Consider the following 17,622-nt stretch of genomic DNA (forward strand, 5'->3'; position numbering starts at 1 on the left):
GTGACTCCACTGATCCCGGCTCGGTGTCAGATAGTGCTGCCGGTATCTCGGCGGGAAAAAGATAGCATCCACCGCACGAGTGGACGCGCTGTATTCTCTGAGGGGATGGTCGGTGTTCGGGGTCCCGAACACCGACCATCCCTGCTCGTCTTTGTTATCTCGTGGTGGCAGCGCCCCGCGGACCAACCCGTCCTCTGGCCGGCTGTCTCGAGCAGTTCTGCTGGGCGCCGCAGGGCCTGATCGCGCCTGATGCTCGGTTGGCCAGGTGGGCTGATCGTCCGTGTGGGCGCTCTTGTCCGATGGTCATGATGTCGGTCAACTTTCCGGGTCTGCTGTGGGCAGGCGGGTCTGGCCCACAGCAGACCCGGTACCACCCGATGGTCCGGGAGGAGATCGCCGGATCGCTCTTGTCAAAAGGCGGTCGACCGGGTCCCTTCGGCACCTTGCTGTATGGGTGTCACCTGAAAGATGATCTTCATATTCATGATCCGGAATGACTCTGAGGCGGCGCCGTCTCGGTTGTGGATCGTGGGATCGGTCGTCGGTGTCAAAGAGTTGACAGTGCGGAGAGTGACCGGGGCTGGAGAGTGGTCCGCACCGAGGGATGGTCGGTGTCGGAGAGTAGTCGGCGCTGGGAAGTCCTTGGTTTCGGAAAGTAGCCGATGTGATCAACTTCATTGTCGACAGCATCCTGCGGCAGGCTGGCGGATAGTACTGAGTCAGCATCTGGATGCGCCACGTCGAGCATGGCCCCGGCGTCCGCCCGACTGGTCGATGATCGTCGGTCGCCCGCAAATACCCCTTGCATTGTGTATGCATTATGCCTAGTCTTCCGGACGTAACGAAGGTCACACATCGGGTCTGACCTGCACATCGGCTGCCAGTCGGCATCAGAACTTGGAGAAGCGGTTGTCGCCCGATCGTGTTGTCGGACTCGCCACTGCCAGGTCGGTGCATGCCGACGGCCGTGGTCATGGCGTCATCGATGGCTTGCCCATCGCGCCGCGGTGCCCCTGGGGGGAGGAGGTGCCTGATGTGCTGGATGATCGGCGCGCAAGCAGCGCCCGTCCGCACGCTACTGGACGCGACGGATCCCGATCCGGTCCCGGTCTAGCCGGATCCGTGGTGTCGTCCTGGCCATGCCGCCGGTCGCCGGCTCCGGGCCGGTGCGCCATGGGACGCGGTCACGGCAGGGCGCGATCACGCCCCGCCATGGGACGGCCGTGGTCGCGGGGCCCGGGCCGGTGCGGCCGCGGACTGCCCGCCACAGCGAACTGAATGCATGACCGGCTGACCGGCGCTCCCGCTGCGGCTGTCCGCGGGTGACAAGCCGTTTTCGGTGAGTAGAACGCGAAATTCCGAACACCGACTGATCACCGGCCGTACGCCGACCGTGTGTCCGGGTAGCCCAGTTGTCCGCCAGCGGATCGCGACCATGCCACGGCGACCCGCACCGTAGCGATCTGCGCCAATAGCGACCCGTGCCGTATCGAACCGTGCCGTAGCGAGGTGCCGGCACCCGTCCGAAGTCGACGCTGGCGACCTGTCGTCAGCGACGTCGACCACCCAGGGTCGACCACCCAGAAAGGTGAGCCGCAGAAATGCCGACGACCCATAGCGCATGTATCGGAGAACCCACCGGCAGATCACGCTGGTCCGCCGGTCGTATGCGTTTACGTCTCATGCTGGTCGCCTGCGTCGCGTTGGCCACGGCTGCCACCGCCTGTGGCAGCTCGTCCTCGGACGACAACCCCGCACCGTCCGGCGGCTCCTCGTCGGTGGCCGCGGGCAGCGAGGTCGAAAGGGCCAACGCCTTCATCAAGCCCTATCTCACGCCGCCGACGAAGATCTCCATCGCCGCGCCGCTGAACTCCGCGCCGGAGGCGGGCAAGACGCTGGTGTACCTGCAGTGCGAGCAGCCGCAGTGCCAGGTGGTGGGTGTTGGCGTGCAGGCCGCCGCGGAGGCCGCGGGCTGGCAGTTCAGGAGCATCCCCTTCCAGTCGACGAACCCGTCCACGCTGACCGCTGGCCTCACGCAGGCGCTGCGGTACAACCCCGTCGCGGTGTCCGTCGTCGCCGAGCCGTACCCGTTGTGGTCGAGCAGCGTCCCGCAGTACCAGCAGGCCGGCGTCCCGCTCATCCCCGTGTTCGTCGGCCCCACGGACAACAACCCGACGCTCATCGCCAACGTCTCGAACCCCGACTATTCAGCGCTGCAGGGCCAGCTGTTGTCAGCCTGGTTCATCGCGGACTCGAACGCCCAGGGGAAGGTGCTGTCGGTGAGCATCCCCGACTATCCGTACCTCGGGGCGGTGTCGGCCGGGTTCGAGGCCGCTGTTGCCAAGGACTGCTCCAAGTGTGAAGTGACCAAGATCAAGGTTGGTGTCCCGGACGTGGGCAGCGGCGCGATCAACAGCACCATTGTCTCGGCGCTGCGCAAGGATCCCTCCATCAAGTACGTCGTTGTCTCGAACGTCGCGTTCGTCCACCCGCTGCCCGCCGCGCTGAGCGCCGCCGGCCTGAGCGGCAAGGTCAAGATTGCGGGTTGCTGTGGAACCAAGACGGACGAGGAAGGTCTGAAGACCGGGCAGTTCGCGGCGGTCACCGGCACCGGCGCGTACTATGCGGGCTGGCTCGTCGTCGACGCGGCGCTGCGCCACTCCCAGGGCCTGCCGATTCCCCCGGAGTCGGGTTTCCCCTCGCTTGGCCTGCTGACGAAGGACAACCTGGTCCAGCCGACCGACAGCTATGACCAGCCGGCGGACTACGCAGACCAGTTCAAGGCCCTGTGGAAGCTTCGGTGAGTGCACGATCTGAGTCCGTCGCGGATCGCGAGCCGTCTGCGCTCGCGATCCGCGACGTCTCCAAGACGTTCTTCGGCAACGCGGCCCTGTCCGGCGTCGACATCGACGTCGCCACCGGTGAGGTCCACGCGCTGCTGGGTGAGAACGGTTCGGGCAAGTCCACGATCATCAAGATCATGGCGGGGTATCACCGGCCCGACCCGGGCGGTGAGATCCTCGTTGCCGGCCGTGCCCTGGAGCCGGGCTCGCCGGACTCCGCATATGCCCTTGGCTGCCGGTTCGTCCACCAGGACCTGGGCCTGATCGACTCCCGTTCGATCGCCGACAACCTCGCGCTGGTTGCCGGGTTCCCGCTGAAGTGGGGCACCGTCCGGGACGGGGAGTTGCGGCGTATCGCACGTCGGGACCTCGCCCGCGTCGGGCTGGATCTCGATCCGGATCTCCTGGTCGGTGCGCTCTCGCCCGCCGAGCGCACGGGTGTCGCGGTGGCCCGCGCGCTTCGGGAGGACGCGTCCGCGCCGCCGGTGTCGCTGCTGGTGCTCGACGAGCCGACAGCCACTCTGCCCGACGCGGAGGTGCAGCATCTGCTGTCGATGGTGCGCACGGTGGCGAACCGCGGGGTCGGGGTTCTCTACGTGACACACCGGCTGGAAGAGGTCTTCCAGGTAGCCACGACGATCACCGTGCTCCGGGACGGCCACCGGGTGGCCCGGGTCCCGGTCTCCTCGGTGAGCCGGGCGGAGCTGATCTCCCTGCTCGTCGGCACGGAGTTCGACGACGTCCACCGGGTGTCGGCCGAACTGCCGGTGGAGCACGACGAGCCGCTGCTGGTCGCCGACGCGGTCTCGGCCGCCCCGATCGACCGGATCTCGCTGGAGATACGGGCGGGTGACGTTGTCGGGATCGCCGGAATCACCGGCTCCGGGCGGGAGAGCCTGCTGTCGGTCCTGTTCGGGGCCCATCCCAGACAGGCCGGCACGGTCCGCGTCGAGCAGACGAGCCTGCCGCCGTCACGGCCTGATCTGGCGATGAGGGCCGGCGTCGCGTTCCTCCCCCCGGACCGCAAGACACAGGGCGGCTTCCTCGACCTGAGCGTGCGGGAGAACATGACGATCAGCGATCTCGGGCCGTTCTGGCGTCGCCTGCGGCTGTCGCGGCGCCAGGAGAAGACCGAGGTGACGAGCTGGATCGAGCGGCTGAGCGTCAGGCCGCCGGCCGCCGAGGCGCCGCTGTCCTCCCTCAGCGGCGGCAACCAGCAGAAGGTCCTGTTCGCGAAGTGGTTACGCCGTTCACCGAAGGTGTTTCTGCTGGACGAGCCGACGCAGGGCGTGGACATCGGCGCCAAGGCGGAGCTGCACCTGGAGATCCTGGAGGCCGCGAGAGCCGGTGCCGGCGTCGTCGTCAGCTCGTCGGACACCGACGAACTCGCGGCGCTGTGCCACCGGGTGCTGGTCCTGCGCGAAGGGCGGATCGTGACGTCCCTGGCCGGCAGCGCTGTCACGGCGGCGGCAATTTCACACGCGTGCCTCGGAGCAGACCTCGGGGCGGGCGTCGGAGTGGACGATGGGGGGATTTCATGAGCGCGACAGACGGGCGCAGGTTCAGCTTCGGTCTGCAGAGCTACAGCGGGCTCTACCTGTGGGCGACGTTCATCATCGTGTTCGGGGTCTGGAAACCGGATCTCTTCCTGACGAGTGCCACGTTGCACTCGGTGGCCGCCGCTCAGGCGGTGTCGGCGATGCTGGCCCTCGGCCTGCTCATCCCGCTCACCGCCGGTGTGTACGACCTGTCGGTCGGCGCGGTGACCAACGTGTCGGCGGTGCTCGTGGTCACCCTGCAGACCGTGCACGGCGTGAGCATGGGCCCGGCGATTCTCGCGGCGATCGCCACGTCGGCCGCGATCGGGACGGCGTCCGGGTTCATCGTCGTCAAGCTGAAGGTCAACTCCTTTGTCGCCACGCTCGGTATGGCGACCGTCGTCGCCGCCATCCAGACGATCATTTCGGGTGGGACGCAGCCGTTCCCGCCGTCCGGTTCGGCGTGGACCAGCTTCACCCAGCAGACCGTGCTCGGTTTCCAGATCATCGTCCTCTACATGCTCATACTGGCGTTCGTCGTCTGGTGGGTTCTCGACCACACACCGGTGGGTCGCTACCTGTACGCGATCGGGGGCAGTTCGGAGGCCGCGCGGCTGACCGGGATCAGCGTGGGCCGCTGGACGTGGCTGTCGCTGATAGCGTCTTCCACCATCGCCGGAACCGCTGGGATCTTCTACGCGTCCCTGTCCGGGCCGTCCCTGACCTTCGGTCAGGCCCTGCTGCTGCCGGCGTTCGCCGCGGTCTTCCTCGGCTCGACACAGTTGCGGCCCGGCCGGTTCAACGTCTGGGGCACGCTGCTGGCCGTCTATGTGCTCGCCACCGGCGTGCAGGGCCTGCAGTTCGTCACCGGAGTCCAGTGGCTCAACGACATGTTCAACGGTGTCGCTCTGCTCGCCGCGGTGTCCTTCGCGGTCTGGCGGCAGGGGGCGAAGGGCCGGCGTCGTGAGCGTGCGACAGCCACCGACACACAGGCCGAGCACCCTGTCGACGCGGACGTCAAACAGCCGGTCGGGTCCTGACGTCCCAGGTGCCGCGACACCCGGCCGTCATGGCAGCCGGATGCCATGACGGCCGGATGCGCCATGACGACGGGTGGTGTGACGACCGGAGGCCCCGGAGAACTCTGGGACGGCGTAGGGCGCGACGCGACCGGTCGCGATCTGTCGCGACAGGTGATGCGTCCCCGGCGAGACCGGGAACAAAGCCGTGCTGAATGCCCGTGCCGTCCACCGGTCCCCGGCGCTATCCGGTCATCTTGGCCATCGGAGCGCGCGTGCCAACGGCGGAGATTTTTCTGATATCCGGGGACCGATGCGGATCGTTGGTTCGAATCAGGTCGTCGTTGTGGAGTTTCATCGCCCTCTCGAACGCGAAGCGATTGCGGGTGCGGATCGCCTCGATGATGTCGGAGTGCACGTTCAGGCTGTGCCGGAGCATCGGTTCGTGGCCGTCGATGAACGTCGCTCGGCTCAGCGTCGCCTCGAGCAGGGCCATCACGCTCTGGTGCATGCCGTCCAGCACCGGGATCCGCGCGGCGGTGACCAGCGCGCGGTGCATGCGCATGGTGCCCTTGACGTAGCTGCGTGCGTCCCGGGCTGAGGCCATGCGGTCGTAGGCGTCCTGGATCGCGTCGACGTCACCGGCGGTCGCGCGGTCGAAGGCGACGGCAGCCAGACCGGCCTCCAGATGCATCCGGGCCTCGAACAACTGGAGGGGATGGGTACCGGAGTCGTGAAACCACAGATCCATCGCCCCCAGCCGGACCTGTGGGGGCAGGCTGGCGACGAAGATGCCGCCGCCGGCGCCCGGACGTACACCCACCAGGCCCCGGTTGCGCAGGATCCGCAGGGTTTCGTTCATGACCGTCGGACTGATGCCGAACCGTTCCATGAACTCGGCGCGCCGACCGAGGTGCGCGCCGACGGGCAGCCGTACCTCGAGGATCTCGTCCTCGATGTCCGCGGCCACCTGCTCGGCGCGCGATTTGCGAGCAGCCGAATCAGGTCGTCGTCTGGCCACGGGAACCTCTCCTCGGACGTGGCGATGTACCGCTCGAGCAGCTGATGTAAAGGACAAAATTATATACACAATATCTTATGTCAGGGGAGGCCTCCGCGCACCTGAGGAGCGGGAATGAAGCGCCTATATGCTACGTAAACCCGTTTCGGCGGCGGTGCGCGGCCGCGTGGGGCGCGCCATCCGGAGGAGCTTCGGGTCTGCCCCGTGGGAGGTCCCGTGGGAGGTTCTGCGGGGGCCGAGGCGGGGTCGAGGCGGGGGGCCGAGCCGGGCCAGGGTCGCGGTGGGGCCGTGGGCCGCCCTTGTTGGGCCAGATGATCGATAAAGGGGCGAGTCGTACGGCGAGCGGGCCCGGCGGCGGCCCGGCGGTTACGCGCGGCATCGCGGGAGTGGAAGACAGCGGCCCGGCCGGCGGACGGGGAGCGGCGGCCGCCACGGCGAGTTTTTCCTGCCGGTCCACCGCTCACGGGCCGACCGCTGGGAAGCCCTACCAGTCAGATTACCCAGGATATTCGACCGGTTTCAGAATAATTTCCCGGATTTCATCGGTGCGGACGTATGGTCCGAAAAATCTGCCACCCGGCGGGCGTCCGGGAAGTGGGTGTCGGTGGTGCGTTTCCAGGTGCGGCATCATACTTGTGGATACCGGAGCCGCCGGCCGGATGGCGGGACCGTCGGACGCCAGGAGGAAACATGGCTTCCATAGACCTCAACAAAGTGTTGGACAAGGCATGGGCGGACCAGGAGCTGTCAGAGATCCTCGCCGCCCCGGTGTCGGCGCTGAAAGGGGTTTCCGACCGTGACGGCGAACTGCTACGGGAGGCGTTCAACATCAAAACGGTGGCCGATCTGGCAAATCTGAAGTATTTTCGCTGGGCTTCGGCGCTCGCCGCGCTGAACGTCTCGGCCAAGTAAGCCGGGCCCGGGGCCGCGAATCCAGGCAGCCGCTGGCCAGGTAACCCGCCGGTCGGATAATCCCGCACGGCCGTTGTGGCCCGAACTTTTTCAGGGTCGGGACGGCCGTGCCGGGCCGCGCCATGTCGGCTGCCCTGTCATCCCCATAATTCCTGTCATTCCCCTTGTGAACCGTGTTCATCCGTACACCGTGCTAATCCACGCCGTCCCGCCGGCCACCCGGCCGGGACGGCGTGCCGCCGGCTGCCGTCTGTTCGTCCTCCGCTGTTCTCCGTATGTCCCTCGTCCGTCGCGGAGCGAGGGTGGAACAGATGGATCAGTGAAAAGTTTCCGATATCTCCGGTAGCGTCACGAATATTTTCATCGTCAGGAATCTCCTGCTCTCCCGCGCCGTCCGGCGGTGACCGCGGCCGGGTCGGTCCGCCGCGTTTGCCGATGTTCTTGTGACGATGGCTATGTGTTGATGATCACGGCCAGCGGGATCGTGCGCCGAACAACACGACCGGGCACCGGGCGGACGAGCGATGAATGAAACCGGATGCCCTCGTGACCATCCATCCGGACGCCTCTGCGTGTGGCGGGGCCGCCCCGTAGACTCCGGCTCGTTTGGCCGCGTTGTGTCGCGCTTCCTCAACAGGTCGAACATCGCTCTTCGCGGTGACTCACGGTCGACCGGTAGGCCGCCTGGCGACTACGGGATGTGGTTATGAGCGAACCCTTACCCTCAACGCGACTCCGTATCCGATGGAAGGCACTGACAGTGACCGTCGTAGAGCCTCTCCGGAGAAGCCAACACGACCAGCGTCTACGTACCTGGCTGCTCCAGGGTCTGGCCGAGCGGTCGCGGCAGCACGCGGGACCGCACACTCAGCCATCGGTCGAGCATCGGCGGCACCCGTGGTGGCGTGTGATGTGTCTCACGGGAGTGGACTACTTCTCCACCCTTGGTTACCAGCCTGGCATAGCCGCTCTCGCCGCCGGCAGCCTCAGCCCGGTCGCGACCCTGATCCTCGTGCTGCTCACCCTCTTCGGGGCCCTGCCCGTCTACCGCAAAGTGGCGTCGGCAAGCCCCCACGGTGAGGGCTCCATCGCGATGCTGGAACATCTGCTGCCGTGGTGGTCGGGGAAGCTGCTCGTCCTGGTCCTGCTGGGGTTCGCCGCCACCGACTTCCTCATCACGATCACCCTGTCGGCCGCCGATGCCACCGCGCACCTCATCGAGAATCCGTACGCCCCGCACTTCCTGCACGACCACAACCTGCTGGTCACGCTGGTGCTGCTCGCCCTGCTCGCCGCGGTGTTCCTCAAGGGCTTCACCGAAGCCCTCGGTATCGCGGTCGCCCTGGTCATGATCTATCTGACACTGAACCTCGTCGTCATGCTGGCCGGCGTGGTCCAGGTGCTGCGCACCCCGCACGTCGTCGACAACTGGCACGCCCTGATGGTGGCCGAGCACCCGAATCCCCTGCTGATCATCGGGGTGGCGCTCATAGTATTTCCCAAGCTCGCGCTGGGCCTTTCCGGTTTCGAGACCGGGGTGGCGGTGATGCCGCTTGTCCGCGGGGACGCGTCCGACACCGAGGAGCGTCCCACCGGGCGGATCCGCGGGACCCGGCACCTGCTCACCACGGCGGCGATAATCATGAGCGTTTTTCTGCTGGCCAGCAGCATGGTGACGACCCTGCTCATACCGAAGGCGGAATTCGAGACGGGCGGCGCCGCCAACGGCCGCGCCCTGGCCTATCTCGCCCACGAACTGCTGGGCAACGCCTTCGGGACCTGTTACGACGTCAGTACCATCGCGATCCTGTGGTTCGCCGGGGCGTCCGCGATGGCGGGGTTGCTCAATCTGGTGCCCCGTTATCTGCCGCGTTACGGCATGGCCCCGCACTGGGCGCGTGCGGTCCGCCCGCTGGTCCTCGTGTTCACCGTGGTCGCGTTCGTCGTCACGGTGCTGTTCCGGGCCAGCGTCGACAAACAGGCCGGTGCCTACGCGACCGGCGTGCTCGTCCTCATCACCTCGGCGTCATTGGCGGTGACGCTGGCCTCGGCGAAACGGCGTCGGCGCGCGTACACCGTCGGGTTCGCGACCATCTCGACGGTTTTCGTCTACACCACCATCGCGAACATCATCGAACGACCGGACGGTCTGATTATCGGATCGTTCTTCATTATGGCGATCATTGTCGTGTCGTTCGCGTCGCGTGGGATACGCGCGTTCGAGTTGCGCGTCACGGATGTTCGCCTGGACGACACCGCGACACGGTTCGTCACCGAGGCCGCCAGCGCCGGTGAACTGCGGCTGATCGCCAATGAACCGGACCTGCGCGACGCCGCCGAGTACTCCGACAAGGAACGACAGGAACGTCGCGACCTGCACATCCCCGACGGGGATCCGTTGCTCTTCGTCGAGGTGACGGTGCCGGACGCGTCCGAGTTCGAAAGCGAGCTGGACGTCCGGGGTGAGGAACGTCATGGCTATCGGATTCTGAAGCTGACGAGCGCCTCGGTACCGAACGCGATCGCGGCGTTGCTGCTGTACCTGCGTGATCTCACCGGCGAGCGGCCGCACGTCTATTTCGAGTGGGGCGAGGGAAATCCGCTGGTCAACCTGTTGCGATTTCTCTTCGTCGGGGTCGGCGAGGTCGCACCCGTCACTCGCGAGGTGCTGCGCGAGGCCGAGCCCGAACCGGCCCGGCGGCCCTTCGTCCACGTCGGCTGACACCCGTGGCGGCCGGTCCGCGACTGGCTGGCCGGCTGGTCGCATGACCAGCCGGACGATTACGGACAGTCGGTACGGCTGATCGTAATCACCGCGTCCGGCGCAGGAGGAAGCGGTCGCGCAGCCGCGGTGGCAGCCGGGCGACGGCAGCGGCGATGTGGGCGTCCCGGCCGACGAGATAGCGGGTACGGGGCCGCTGGGTGGTCAGAGCGTGCACGATCACCTTCGCGACCTCCGCCGGGGGGATCCCGGCGGCTTCGTTGCGCTTCGCGCCCGCGCGGGCGGCGGCGATCTGCTTGCCGTACAGCGTGTCGACCGCCGGGGGCAGCGTCGCGAACAGCCGTTCGGCGGATACCGCCGCCGACTGCCAGATCGGCGTGGTGACCGCGCCGGGCTCGATGAGAATGACGTCGATTCCCCAGGGCGCGAGCTCGATGCGCAGCGTGCCGGTGAGCGCGGCCAGCGCGAACTTCGACGCGGTGTAGGCACCGAGCAGCGGTGCGACGATCCGGTCGCCGACTGAGCCCACGTTGACGATCCGGCCGTGCCCGTCCCGCAGCAGCGGGAGTACCGCCTGGGTGACGGCCACCTGGCCGACGACGTTGACATCGAGCTGGCGGCGCAGCTCCGCCGGAGGGAGGAACTCCAGCGGCGCGGCGACCGCGATACCCGCGTTGTTGACCAGGCCCGCGAGGCCTTCGGCCCCGACAGCGTCGCGGATGGTGACAGCCGCCGCTGCCACCGCCTCCGGATCGGTGATATCGAGTTGGACGGGCACGACCCGCTCGCCGAGTTCGCTCTTCAGCGCGGTCGCATCCTCCTCCCGGCGTACGCCGGCGATCACCTGTCTGCCCTGGCCGGTCAGGTGGCGCACGGTCGCCGCGCCGATCCCCGTCGACGCTCCGGTGACCAGGACAGTCCCCGGGGAGGTGGTCATCTGCGGCCCCTTCTGGATGTTCCGTTGCGGGCCCGCGCTCGAACGAGCCCGCCTCGTGCGGACCCGCCGCGAGTGGGAGCAGGCTCTGGGCGGGTGGTGTGGTGCGCCCTGCGGGCAGGGTAGTCCCCTGACGACGCTTACGGAAGATTACTGCCAGGCTGGTGGAAGTTTCATCGCTCTCTGTATCAAAAATGGTTACGAATAATCCGTCCCGGTATATCTGGATCCCGCTGCCGGGGTCCGGTAGCGGGCGCCGGTACCTGGACGGAACGGGTGCCGGGGAGCCCGCTGGTCAGTTCGAGGGAAGGTCGGGCGGGCCGTCGGGCTCGGTCTGCTCGGCGAGGAAACGCTCCAGCGCCGCGGCGAGCTCGTCCGCGGTGGGTAGCTCCTCGTCCTCGGCCGCCGGAAGATCACTTCCTGTCCGGCCCTGGATAAACGTGTCGTACTGTTCCTCAAGGGCGGTGACCAGCGCCGCGGCCTCACCACCGTTCGCCAGTTGCCGGTCGATGTTGCTGCGGACGGCCGCCGACGCGGAGCGCAGCCCGTCCAGCGGGAGCATCAGGCCGGTCGCCTTCGACAGCGAGGTGAGTAGGCTCTCGGTGGCCGCCGGATAGTCGGTCTGCGACAGGTAGTGCGGGACATGGGCGGCGAATCCCATCGCGTCGAGGCCGTCGCGCCCGCGCAGGTACTCGATGAGATGACCGGCGCTGCCAGGGGCCTGGACCCGCCGCACCCACGGCTCGTACCCGATGATGAGATCCCGGCGGGTGGCGTGCGCGGTGACGCCGCACGGGCGGGTGTGCGGAACGGCCATCGGGATCGCGTTGAGGCCCACGGTCAGCCGGACACCCAGGCGCTCGGCGAGGATGCCGACAGCGGCGATGAACCGCTTCCACTGCAGGTCGGGCTCTGGGCCGGACAGCAGCAGGAAAGGCGTCCCGGCGCTGTCGTCGACGAGGTGCAGCCCGAGCAGCGGCTCGTCGTAGTGCTCCCAGTGATCCTCAGAGAAGATCATGAATGGACGGCGGGAGCGGTAGTCGAGCAGCTGGTCGACGTCGAAGGTCGCGATGAGGCGGTTGTCCAGCGTCGTCAGCAGATGGTCGCGGGCCAGCCGGATCGCGCCACCCGCGTCGACGACACCGGTGAGGGCCTCCACCAGCACCGGTCTGCCGATTTCCGGCAGATCGTCGGCGACCTCATACAGCTCACGAGGGTCGAGCACTGGTCGGAGCCTCCTCACGGAAGTCTGTTGGCCGCTTTACCAAGGATGAAGCGACGACGGTGCCGATCTGTTCCTGCCGTGTGACGTCTCCTGAAAACCTGGCGAAGCGCTCGCGGTAAGTATCGCAGCCGGGCCCGTCCGGGCGGGCGGGGCCATGGCGGGAGATCGTGACCCTACTCCGCGTGAGCTCCGGCTCTGCGCGCTGCCGCGTCCGTGCTCTGCGCGCTCCCGCGTCCCGTGTGTTGCGGTGGGCATGGGTGGCCCACCGCCGCCGCCGGGCACGGCGGGGAAGGCATGGCACGGCAGACAGGCAGGCACGGCAAGGCAAGGAAGGCACGGTAAGGGAGGCCCCATGCGTGACGCGCTGCCGGAGCTGGCTCGCTGGTGGACGGCGGGGACGCCGTTCGCGCTCGCCACCGTGGTCGGGACCAGTTCGTCCGCGCCGCGTCCGCCCGGCGCGGTGCTGGCCGTCGGCACCGGCGGGGAGGCGGTCGGCAGCGTCTCCGGCGGCTGCGTCGAGGGCGCGGTGTACGAGCTGGCCTGCCAGGTGCTCGCCACGGGTGAGCCGGCGCTGGCCACGTACGGCCCGGACAGTGGCGATGACCTGGGCGGTGACAGCGGGCCGGGCGGTGGCGGTGAGCTGATGGGCGGTGGCGGTGAGCTGAATGGAGGCGGAAGGCCGGGCGGTGACGACGTGCTGGCGACCGGGCTGACCTGCGGTGGGACCATCAGCGTCTTCGTGCAGCGCATCGACCGTCGCGGCGCGCCGGAGTTCGGCGACGTGGCGGCGGCGGTGGCCGCGGCCGAACCGGTGGCGGTGGGTACCGTCGTCGACTCGGCCACCGCGCCGGTGCGGCCGGGAGCCCGGCTGGCGGTCTGGCCGGACCGCGTGGCCGGCACCCTCGGCACCGACGGGCTCGACGCGGCCGTCGCCGACGACGCCCGGGGGATGCTCGCGCGGGGGCACGGCGGACGGCGTGACTACGGGCCGCGCGGCCAGCGGGGCCGCACCGAGATCGGCGTGTTCGTGCAGGCGTTCGCGCCGGCCGCCCGCATGCTCGTGTTCGGCGCGGTCGACTTTGCGGCCGCGCTCACCCGCGTCGGGATGTTTCTGGGGTTTCGTGTCACCGTGTGTGACGCCCGGCCGGTATTCGCCACCCGTGAGCGTTTCCCGGCGGCCCACGAGGTGGTGGTCGAATGGCCGCACCGCTATCTCGGGCGGATCACCGTCGACCCGTCCACGGCGATCTGCGTGCTCACCCACGACCCGAAGTTCGACGTGCCGCTGCTGATGGCGGCGCTGCGCACCCCGGCGGGCTACATCGGCGCGATGGGCAGCCGGCGCACCCATGGCGACCGGCTCGCCCGCCTGCGGGCCGCCGGGCTGACCGAGGCGGAGCTGGCCCGGATCCGGGCGCCGATCGGTCTCGATCTCGGTGGCCGCACGCCCGAGGAGACCGCGGTGTCGATCGCGGCCGAAATCGTCCAGGCGCGCTGGGGCGGAAGCGGCCGGCCGTTGTCGACGACATCCGGCCGTATCCACCCCGTACCGTGACGTGCCGGTTGCTCGACGCGGGTCGGTGACGGGACCGGATCGACGGTGGACTGTCGACAGTGAACATGGACAAGTGAATATGGGACAACGGTGAATATGGGACAACAGCGGATAACGGTGGATATGGACAGTGGGCGAGGCGTCGGGCAGCGGCTGGTCAGTACCAGATCAGCGCGTTCGCGTTCGACATCGTCAGGCCAACGATCCACAGTGCGACGTCGATGACGCCCAGGACGAGCCCGGCCGTTGCCAGGCGCCCGCCGCCACGTCGCCCACGGACCCCGAAGGCGATCGCGGCGATCCCGAGAATGATCCCGAGGAAGAACAGGCCGATGATCCCGCAGACCAGGCTGATGATCGAATCCCGCCGAGCGGTCGGAGTCCTGGTTGATCCCGGTGTCTTTGTTTGTCCGTAGCGCACCCCTGTTCCGTTCCCACCGAACGCCGCGGAACACCACGCATGCCGTCCTGCCCGGACCGGGCACGGTCCGGGACCCCTCGTCCGGGTCCGTGGCCAGCCCGGGGGCCTGGTCACCATCCGGACGCCGGTGTGTGATCCCGCTGTCGTGCCGGTGTTCGGCAACTGGGGAGCCAGGCTGCCAGCTGGCCCCGGGGCAGCTCTAGATCAGCGGCTACCCGGGCCCGCCGTCGACGGCCGGCCGCCGCTCGGTGGCCAGTCGGCTCAGGATCGCCGGCAGCGGGCCCGAGTGGACGACGGTCAGCGTCCGGGTGGCCCTGGTCAGTGCCACGTACAGGTCGGCGAGACCGCGCCGTGAACCATCAATGATCATTTGAGGCTCCGCCACGACGACCGCGTCGAACTCCAGGCCCTTGGATTCCGCGACGGTGAGCACCGCGATCGGGGCGGCCAGCACGTCCGCCGCGCCGATGGGGACGGCCGGGGCGACCTCCGCGCCGACGGAGGCGGCCGCTGGCGCGGCCGCGAGTGCCGCGCGGACCCGCTCGGGCAGACCAACCGGGCAGATCACCGCCACCCGGCCCTCGCCCACTGCCTCGGCGGCGCGCAGCGCCCACACGGCTGCCGCGGCGACCAGCGCGTCGCCGCCGGGCTGGTCGGCGTCGACAGCCACCGCCGTCGGCGGCGCTCCGATGGCTCGTATGGAACGCGGTGGCCTGGCAGAGGAATCCTGCGCGACAAGGACGTCAGCCGCCACGTCCATGATCTCCATGGGTGTGCGGTAGCTGACGCTGAGCCGTTCCAGCCGCCAGCGATCGCCGATGTGCGGGGCCAGCGCCTCGGCCCAGCAGCCCGCCGCGGCCGGGCTCGAAGCCTGGGCGAGATCACCGACCAGGGTGGCCGAGCGCATCGGGCAGCGCCGCCACAGCAGCCGCCACAGCATCGGCGATACTTCCTGCGCCTCGTCGACGATGAGATGGCCGAAGGTCCACGACCGGTCGCCGCTGGCATGCTCCACGGCGCTGCGCCGCCGGTGAGGGCCGTACCAGCGTTCGGTCATGCCCGCGGTCATCGTCTCCACGTCGACCGCCCCGGTCAGGCCGAGCCCGTCAAGGACCTCACGGGCGTACTCCCGCTCGGCCTGCCGCTCCTGTGTGGCTGCCCGCTCGGCCGACTGCGCGGTGTCGACGTCCGGATCCCCCAGCAGTTCGGCGGCCTCGTCCAGCAGCGGCACGTCCGCCGGCGTCCACGGGGCGTCGGCCGGACGGCGCAGCAGGTGACGCTCGTGAGCGGTCAGTTTTGCCGCGCGCGCCGCCGAGGCGAGCCGGGCCGGCTCGGCGAACAGGTCGGCGAGCAGGTCGGCGAGCAGACGCCGCGGGGTCAGCCGTGGCCACAGCGCGTCGAAGAGCGCCCGCGCAGCCGGGTCGGCGCGCACGTACCCGGCGATCTCCTCGCGTTCGTCGTCGTCGAGCAGGCCACCGGGAAGATTCGCGATCACCTGGTCGGTGAGCACGGCCGTCAGTTCACGGACGAAGATCCTCCGGGCTGGGTTGTGCGGGCGGCGGCTGCGCCGGGCCCGGGTGCGGGCGTTCTCCACGGCCCGCCGGGGCAGGTGGAGCACGGCGCCGTCGTAGCGGACGTCCACCCCCTCCGCGGGCACGTGCTGACGGTTCTTCACCGCCTCGGCCACCAGCGTCGCCATCCGCAGGTCACCCTTGAGCGCGCTGACGCGGGCGTCCTCGTCACCGGTGGCGTCGACGCCGGGGAACAGCCGCCCCGGGGTGGCGAAGACCACACCCGTCTCGCCGAGTGAGGGCAGCACCTGCTCGATGTAGCGCAGGAACACCGGGCTCGGGCCGACCACCAGTACACCGGAGCGGACGAGCCGTTCCCGCTCGGTGTACAGCAGGTAGGCGGCCCGGTGCAGGGCCACCGCGGTCTTGCCCGTACCCGGCCCGCCATCGACGACCAGGACGGATCCGGCGTCGGCGCGGATCACCCTGTCCTGTTCGGCCTGCAGCGTCGCGACGATGTCGTGCATGTGGCCCGAGCGGGGCGCGGACAGCGCCTCCAGCAGCGGGGTGTCACCGCTCGCCCCGGCCACCTGGGCGGCGTCGGCGGCGGTGGGGTCGAGCACGTCGTCGGTGAAGCCGCATAGTTCGCGCCCTTTGGCCCGCAGGTGGCGACGCCGCAGCAGTCCGTGCGGGTCGGCGAGGGTCGCCCGGTAGAAGGCGGTGGCCACCGGGGCCCGCCAGTCGATCAGGATCGGTTCGTGCTCGGTGTCCGACAGGCCGATCCGGCCGATGTAGACCCGCTGGTGGTCGGTGCGGTCCATGGTGCCGAAGCACAGCCGTTCCTCGGCGGCGTCGAGCCGGTCGATCCGGTCGGAGTACGCGTCGGCGAAGGCCTCCCGCTCCACCCGGGACTGCGGCGTGCCGGTGCCCGCCGTCACCAGCACCGCGCGCAACTGCTCACGGGCCTGGTCGCGCAGGTCGTCCAACCGGTTGTACAGGACGTCGACATACACCTGTTCGCGCGCGAGTTCGTGCTCGTACGTCGTCGGCACCTGTGATCCTTCCGGTTTGTGGGCGGTGAGCACACCCGGCCGCGCAGCCGGGCCCCTGACCGGCAGTCGCTGACCGACACCCGCTGGCGGGCATCCGCTGACCGGCATCCACCGGCCGGCATCCACGAGTGGAACGCGAGCGGAACGGAACATGGATCCTACGACCGGCTGCCTCACCAGCGCCCGGCGGGCCGAAAAAATCTCCCTGCCGCTGCGCGGCCGGTGCGCCGATGTCCGGCCGCACCATGCGTGCCCGAAGCATGCGCGCCCGAACTATGCGCACCCGACTATGTGCACCTGTTCGGACGGCACACCGCTGAGCAGCGCCGCGTCCCGGACGGCCTGCGTCCACGCGTGCGGACCACAGACGAACACGTCGTGGTCAACGATACCGGGGACGATCTGGCGCAGCGCGACGTCGTCGAGCAGGGCGGAGAAGCGTTCCGGCAGCCACGACGAGCGGTCCGGGCAGCGGTGCCCGGGCAGGTAGATCACCCGGATCCCGCGCAGCACAGCCAGCATGTCCAGTTCGTAGCGGAAAGCCGGGCTCTCTTCGGTCACGGCCCGGTAGATCAGCACGGTCTCGGTGGGGGAGTGGTCCTCCTCGTCGAGAAGCGCTCTGATCGGGCCGATGTCGACGCCGCAGGCCATCACGGTCAGCGGTCGTGGGTGGCGGCCGGCGGGCGGCACGGCCGGGTCGACGCCCGTGCCCGGGGCCAGCGTCGCCACGGCCAGATCCAGCGTTGTCGTGGTCATGGTGTTCGTCCTCCATCGGCTCAGGAAGTCCAGGGCCTGTCCGGGTGTCTGCCGGAGCAGGGTGCGGTACGAGCACGCGGAGAAGAAGCAGAAGAGCATGGTCACGGCTTTCG

The 17,622-nt window shown here is 68.9% G+C and carries 12 protein-coding genes; 6 read left to right on the top strand and 6 right to left on the bottom strand.

The window, feature by feature from the left end:
• Nucleotides 1-1,667 precede the first annotated feature (1,667 nt).
• From FSYMDG_RS07720 to FSYMDG_RS07730, 3 genes are read left to right on the top strand one after another with little or no spacing between them, the layout of a single operon-like run.
• Nucleotides 1,668-2,804: a sugar ABC transporter substrate-binding protein gene (locus FSYMDG_RS07720; RefSeq protein ID WP_157490990.1), complete on the top strand. Its 1,137-nt coding sequence runs from the start codon at nucleotides 1,668-1,670 to the stop codon at nucleotides 2,802-2,804.
• Nucleotides 2,801-4,384 carry a sugar ABC transporter ATP-binding protein gene (locus FSYMDG_RS07725; RefSeq protein WP_013873006.1) on the top strand — a complete coding sequence of 528 codons (1,584 nt, stop codon included), beginning with the start codon at nucleotides 2,801-2,803 and terminating at the stop codon, nucleotides 4,382-4,384. Before FSYMDG_RS07720 ends, FSYMDG_RS07725 begins: the two co-directional genes overlap by 4 nt.
• Nucleotides 4,381-5,421, top strand: coding sequence for an ABC transporter permease (locus FSYMDG_RS07730; protein ID WP_013873007.1), 1,041 nt, complete (start codon nucleotides 4,381-4,383; stop codon nucleotides 5,419-5,421). The genes FSYMDG_RS07725 and FSYMDG_RS07730 overlap by 4 nt, the downstream gene beginning before the upstream one ends.
• 223 nt (nucleotides 5,422-5,644) lie before the next feature.
• Here FSYMDG_RS07730 and FSYMDG_RS07735 read toward each other — a convergent pair whose 3' ends face one another.
• Complete coding sequence (locus FSYMDG_RS07735; RefSeq protein WP_013873008.1) at nucleotides 5,645-6,421, bottom strand: FadR/GntR family transcriptional regulator; 777 nt, start codon at nucleotides 6,419-6,421, stop codon at nucleotides 5,645-5,647.
• A gap of 690 nt (nucleotides 6,422-7,111) precedes the next feature.
• Between FSYMDG_RS07735 and FSYMDG_RS07740 the strand changes: the two genes are divergently transcribed.
• Both FSYMDG_RS07740 and FSYMDG_RS07745 read left to right on the top strand, forming a co-directional pair.
• Nucleotides 7,112-7,333 (top strand): hypothetical protein, encoded by a 222-nt coding sequence (locus FSYMDG_RS07740; RefSeq protein ID WP_013873009.1) that lies wholly within the window; start codon nucleotides 7,112-7,114, stop codon nucleotides 7,331-7,333.
• A 706-nt stretch (nucleotides 7,334-8,039) separates the two neighbouring features.
• Nucleotides 8,040-10,055, top strand: a complete 2,016-nt coding sequence (locus FSYMDG_RS07745; protein WP_431307078.1) for an amino acid transporter — start codon at nucleotides 8,040-8,042, stop codon at nucleotides 10,053-10,055.
• An 88-nt stretch (nucleotides 10,056-10,143) separates the two neighbouring features.
• On the opposite strand, the gene FSYMDG_RS07750 is transcribed toward FSYMDG_RS07745, so the two are convergent.
• Together FSYMDG_RS07750 and FSYMDG_RS07755 are read right to left on the bottom strand one after the other, a co-directional pair.
• Nucleotides 10,144-10,992 carry an SDR family oxidoreductase gene (locus FSYMDG_RS07750; RefSeq protein ID WP_013873011.1) on the bottom strand — a complete coding sequence of 283 codons (849 nt, stop codon included), beginning with the start codon at nucleotides 10,990-10,992 and terminating at the stop codon, nucleotides 10,144-10,146.
• A 292-nt stretch (nucleotides 10,993-11,284) separates the two neighbouring features.
• Complete coding sequence (locus FSYMDG_RS07755) at nucleotides 11,285-12,214, bottom strand: PAC2 family protein (RefSeq protein WP_013873012.1); 930 nt, start codon at nucleotides 12,212-12,214, stop codon at nucleotides 11,285-11,287.
• 352 nt (nucleotides 12,215-12,566) lie between these two features.
• Here FSYMDG_RS07755 and FSYMDG_RS07760 point away from each other — a divergent pair, with 352 nt between their 5' ends.
• Entirely contained in the window at nucleotides 12,567-13,769 is a 1,203-nt protein-coding gene (locus FSYMDG_RS07760; protein WP_013873013.1) for an XdhC family protein, read from the top strand.
• A gap of 157 nt (nucleotides 13,770-13,926) precedes the next feature.
• Here FSYMDG_RS07760 and FSYMDG_RS07765 read toward each other — a convergent pair whose 3' ends face one another.
• The 3 genes from FSYMDG_RS07765 to FSYMDG_RS07775 all read right to left on the bottom strand — a co-directional run bounded on the left by FSYMDG_RS07765 (nucleotide 13,927) and on the right by FSYMDG_RS07775 (nucleotide 17,614).
• The gene (locus FSYMDG_RS07765) at nucleotides 13,927-14,190 is read right to left on the bottom strand and encodes a hypothetical protein (protein ID WP_013873014.1); all 264 of its coding nucleotides are present in this window, start codon (nucleotides 14,188-14,190) and stop codon (nucleotides 13,927-13,929) included.
• Nucleotides 14,191-14,401: 211 nt separating this feature from the next.
• The gene (locus FSYMDG_RS07770) at nucleotides 14,402-16,753 is read right to left on the bottom strand and encodes a HelD family protein (RefSeq protein ID WP_013873015.1); all 2,352 of its coding nucleotides are present in this window, start codon (nucleotides 16,751-16,753) and stop codon (nucleotides 14,402-14,404) included.
• A 273-nt stretch (nucleotides 16,754-17,026) separates the two neighbouring features.
• Nucleotides 17,027-17,614, bottom strand: a complete 588-nt coding sequence (locus tag FSYMDG_RS07775) for a hypothetical protein (protein WP_043603222.1) — start codon at nucleotides 17,612-17,614, stop codon at nucleotides 17,027-17,029.
• Nucleotides 17,615-17,622: the final 8 nt, after the last annotated feature.

Origin of the sequence: Candidatus Protofrankia datiscae (assembly GCF_000177615.2) — a bacterium.
Lineage (GTDB): Bacteria > Actinomycetota > Actinomycetes > Frankiales > Frankiaceae > Protofrankia > Protofrankia coriariae.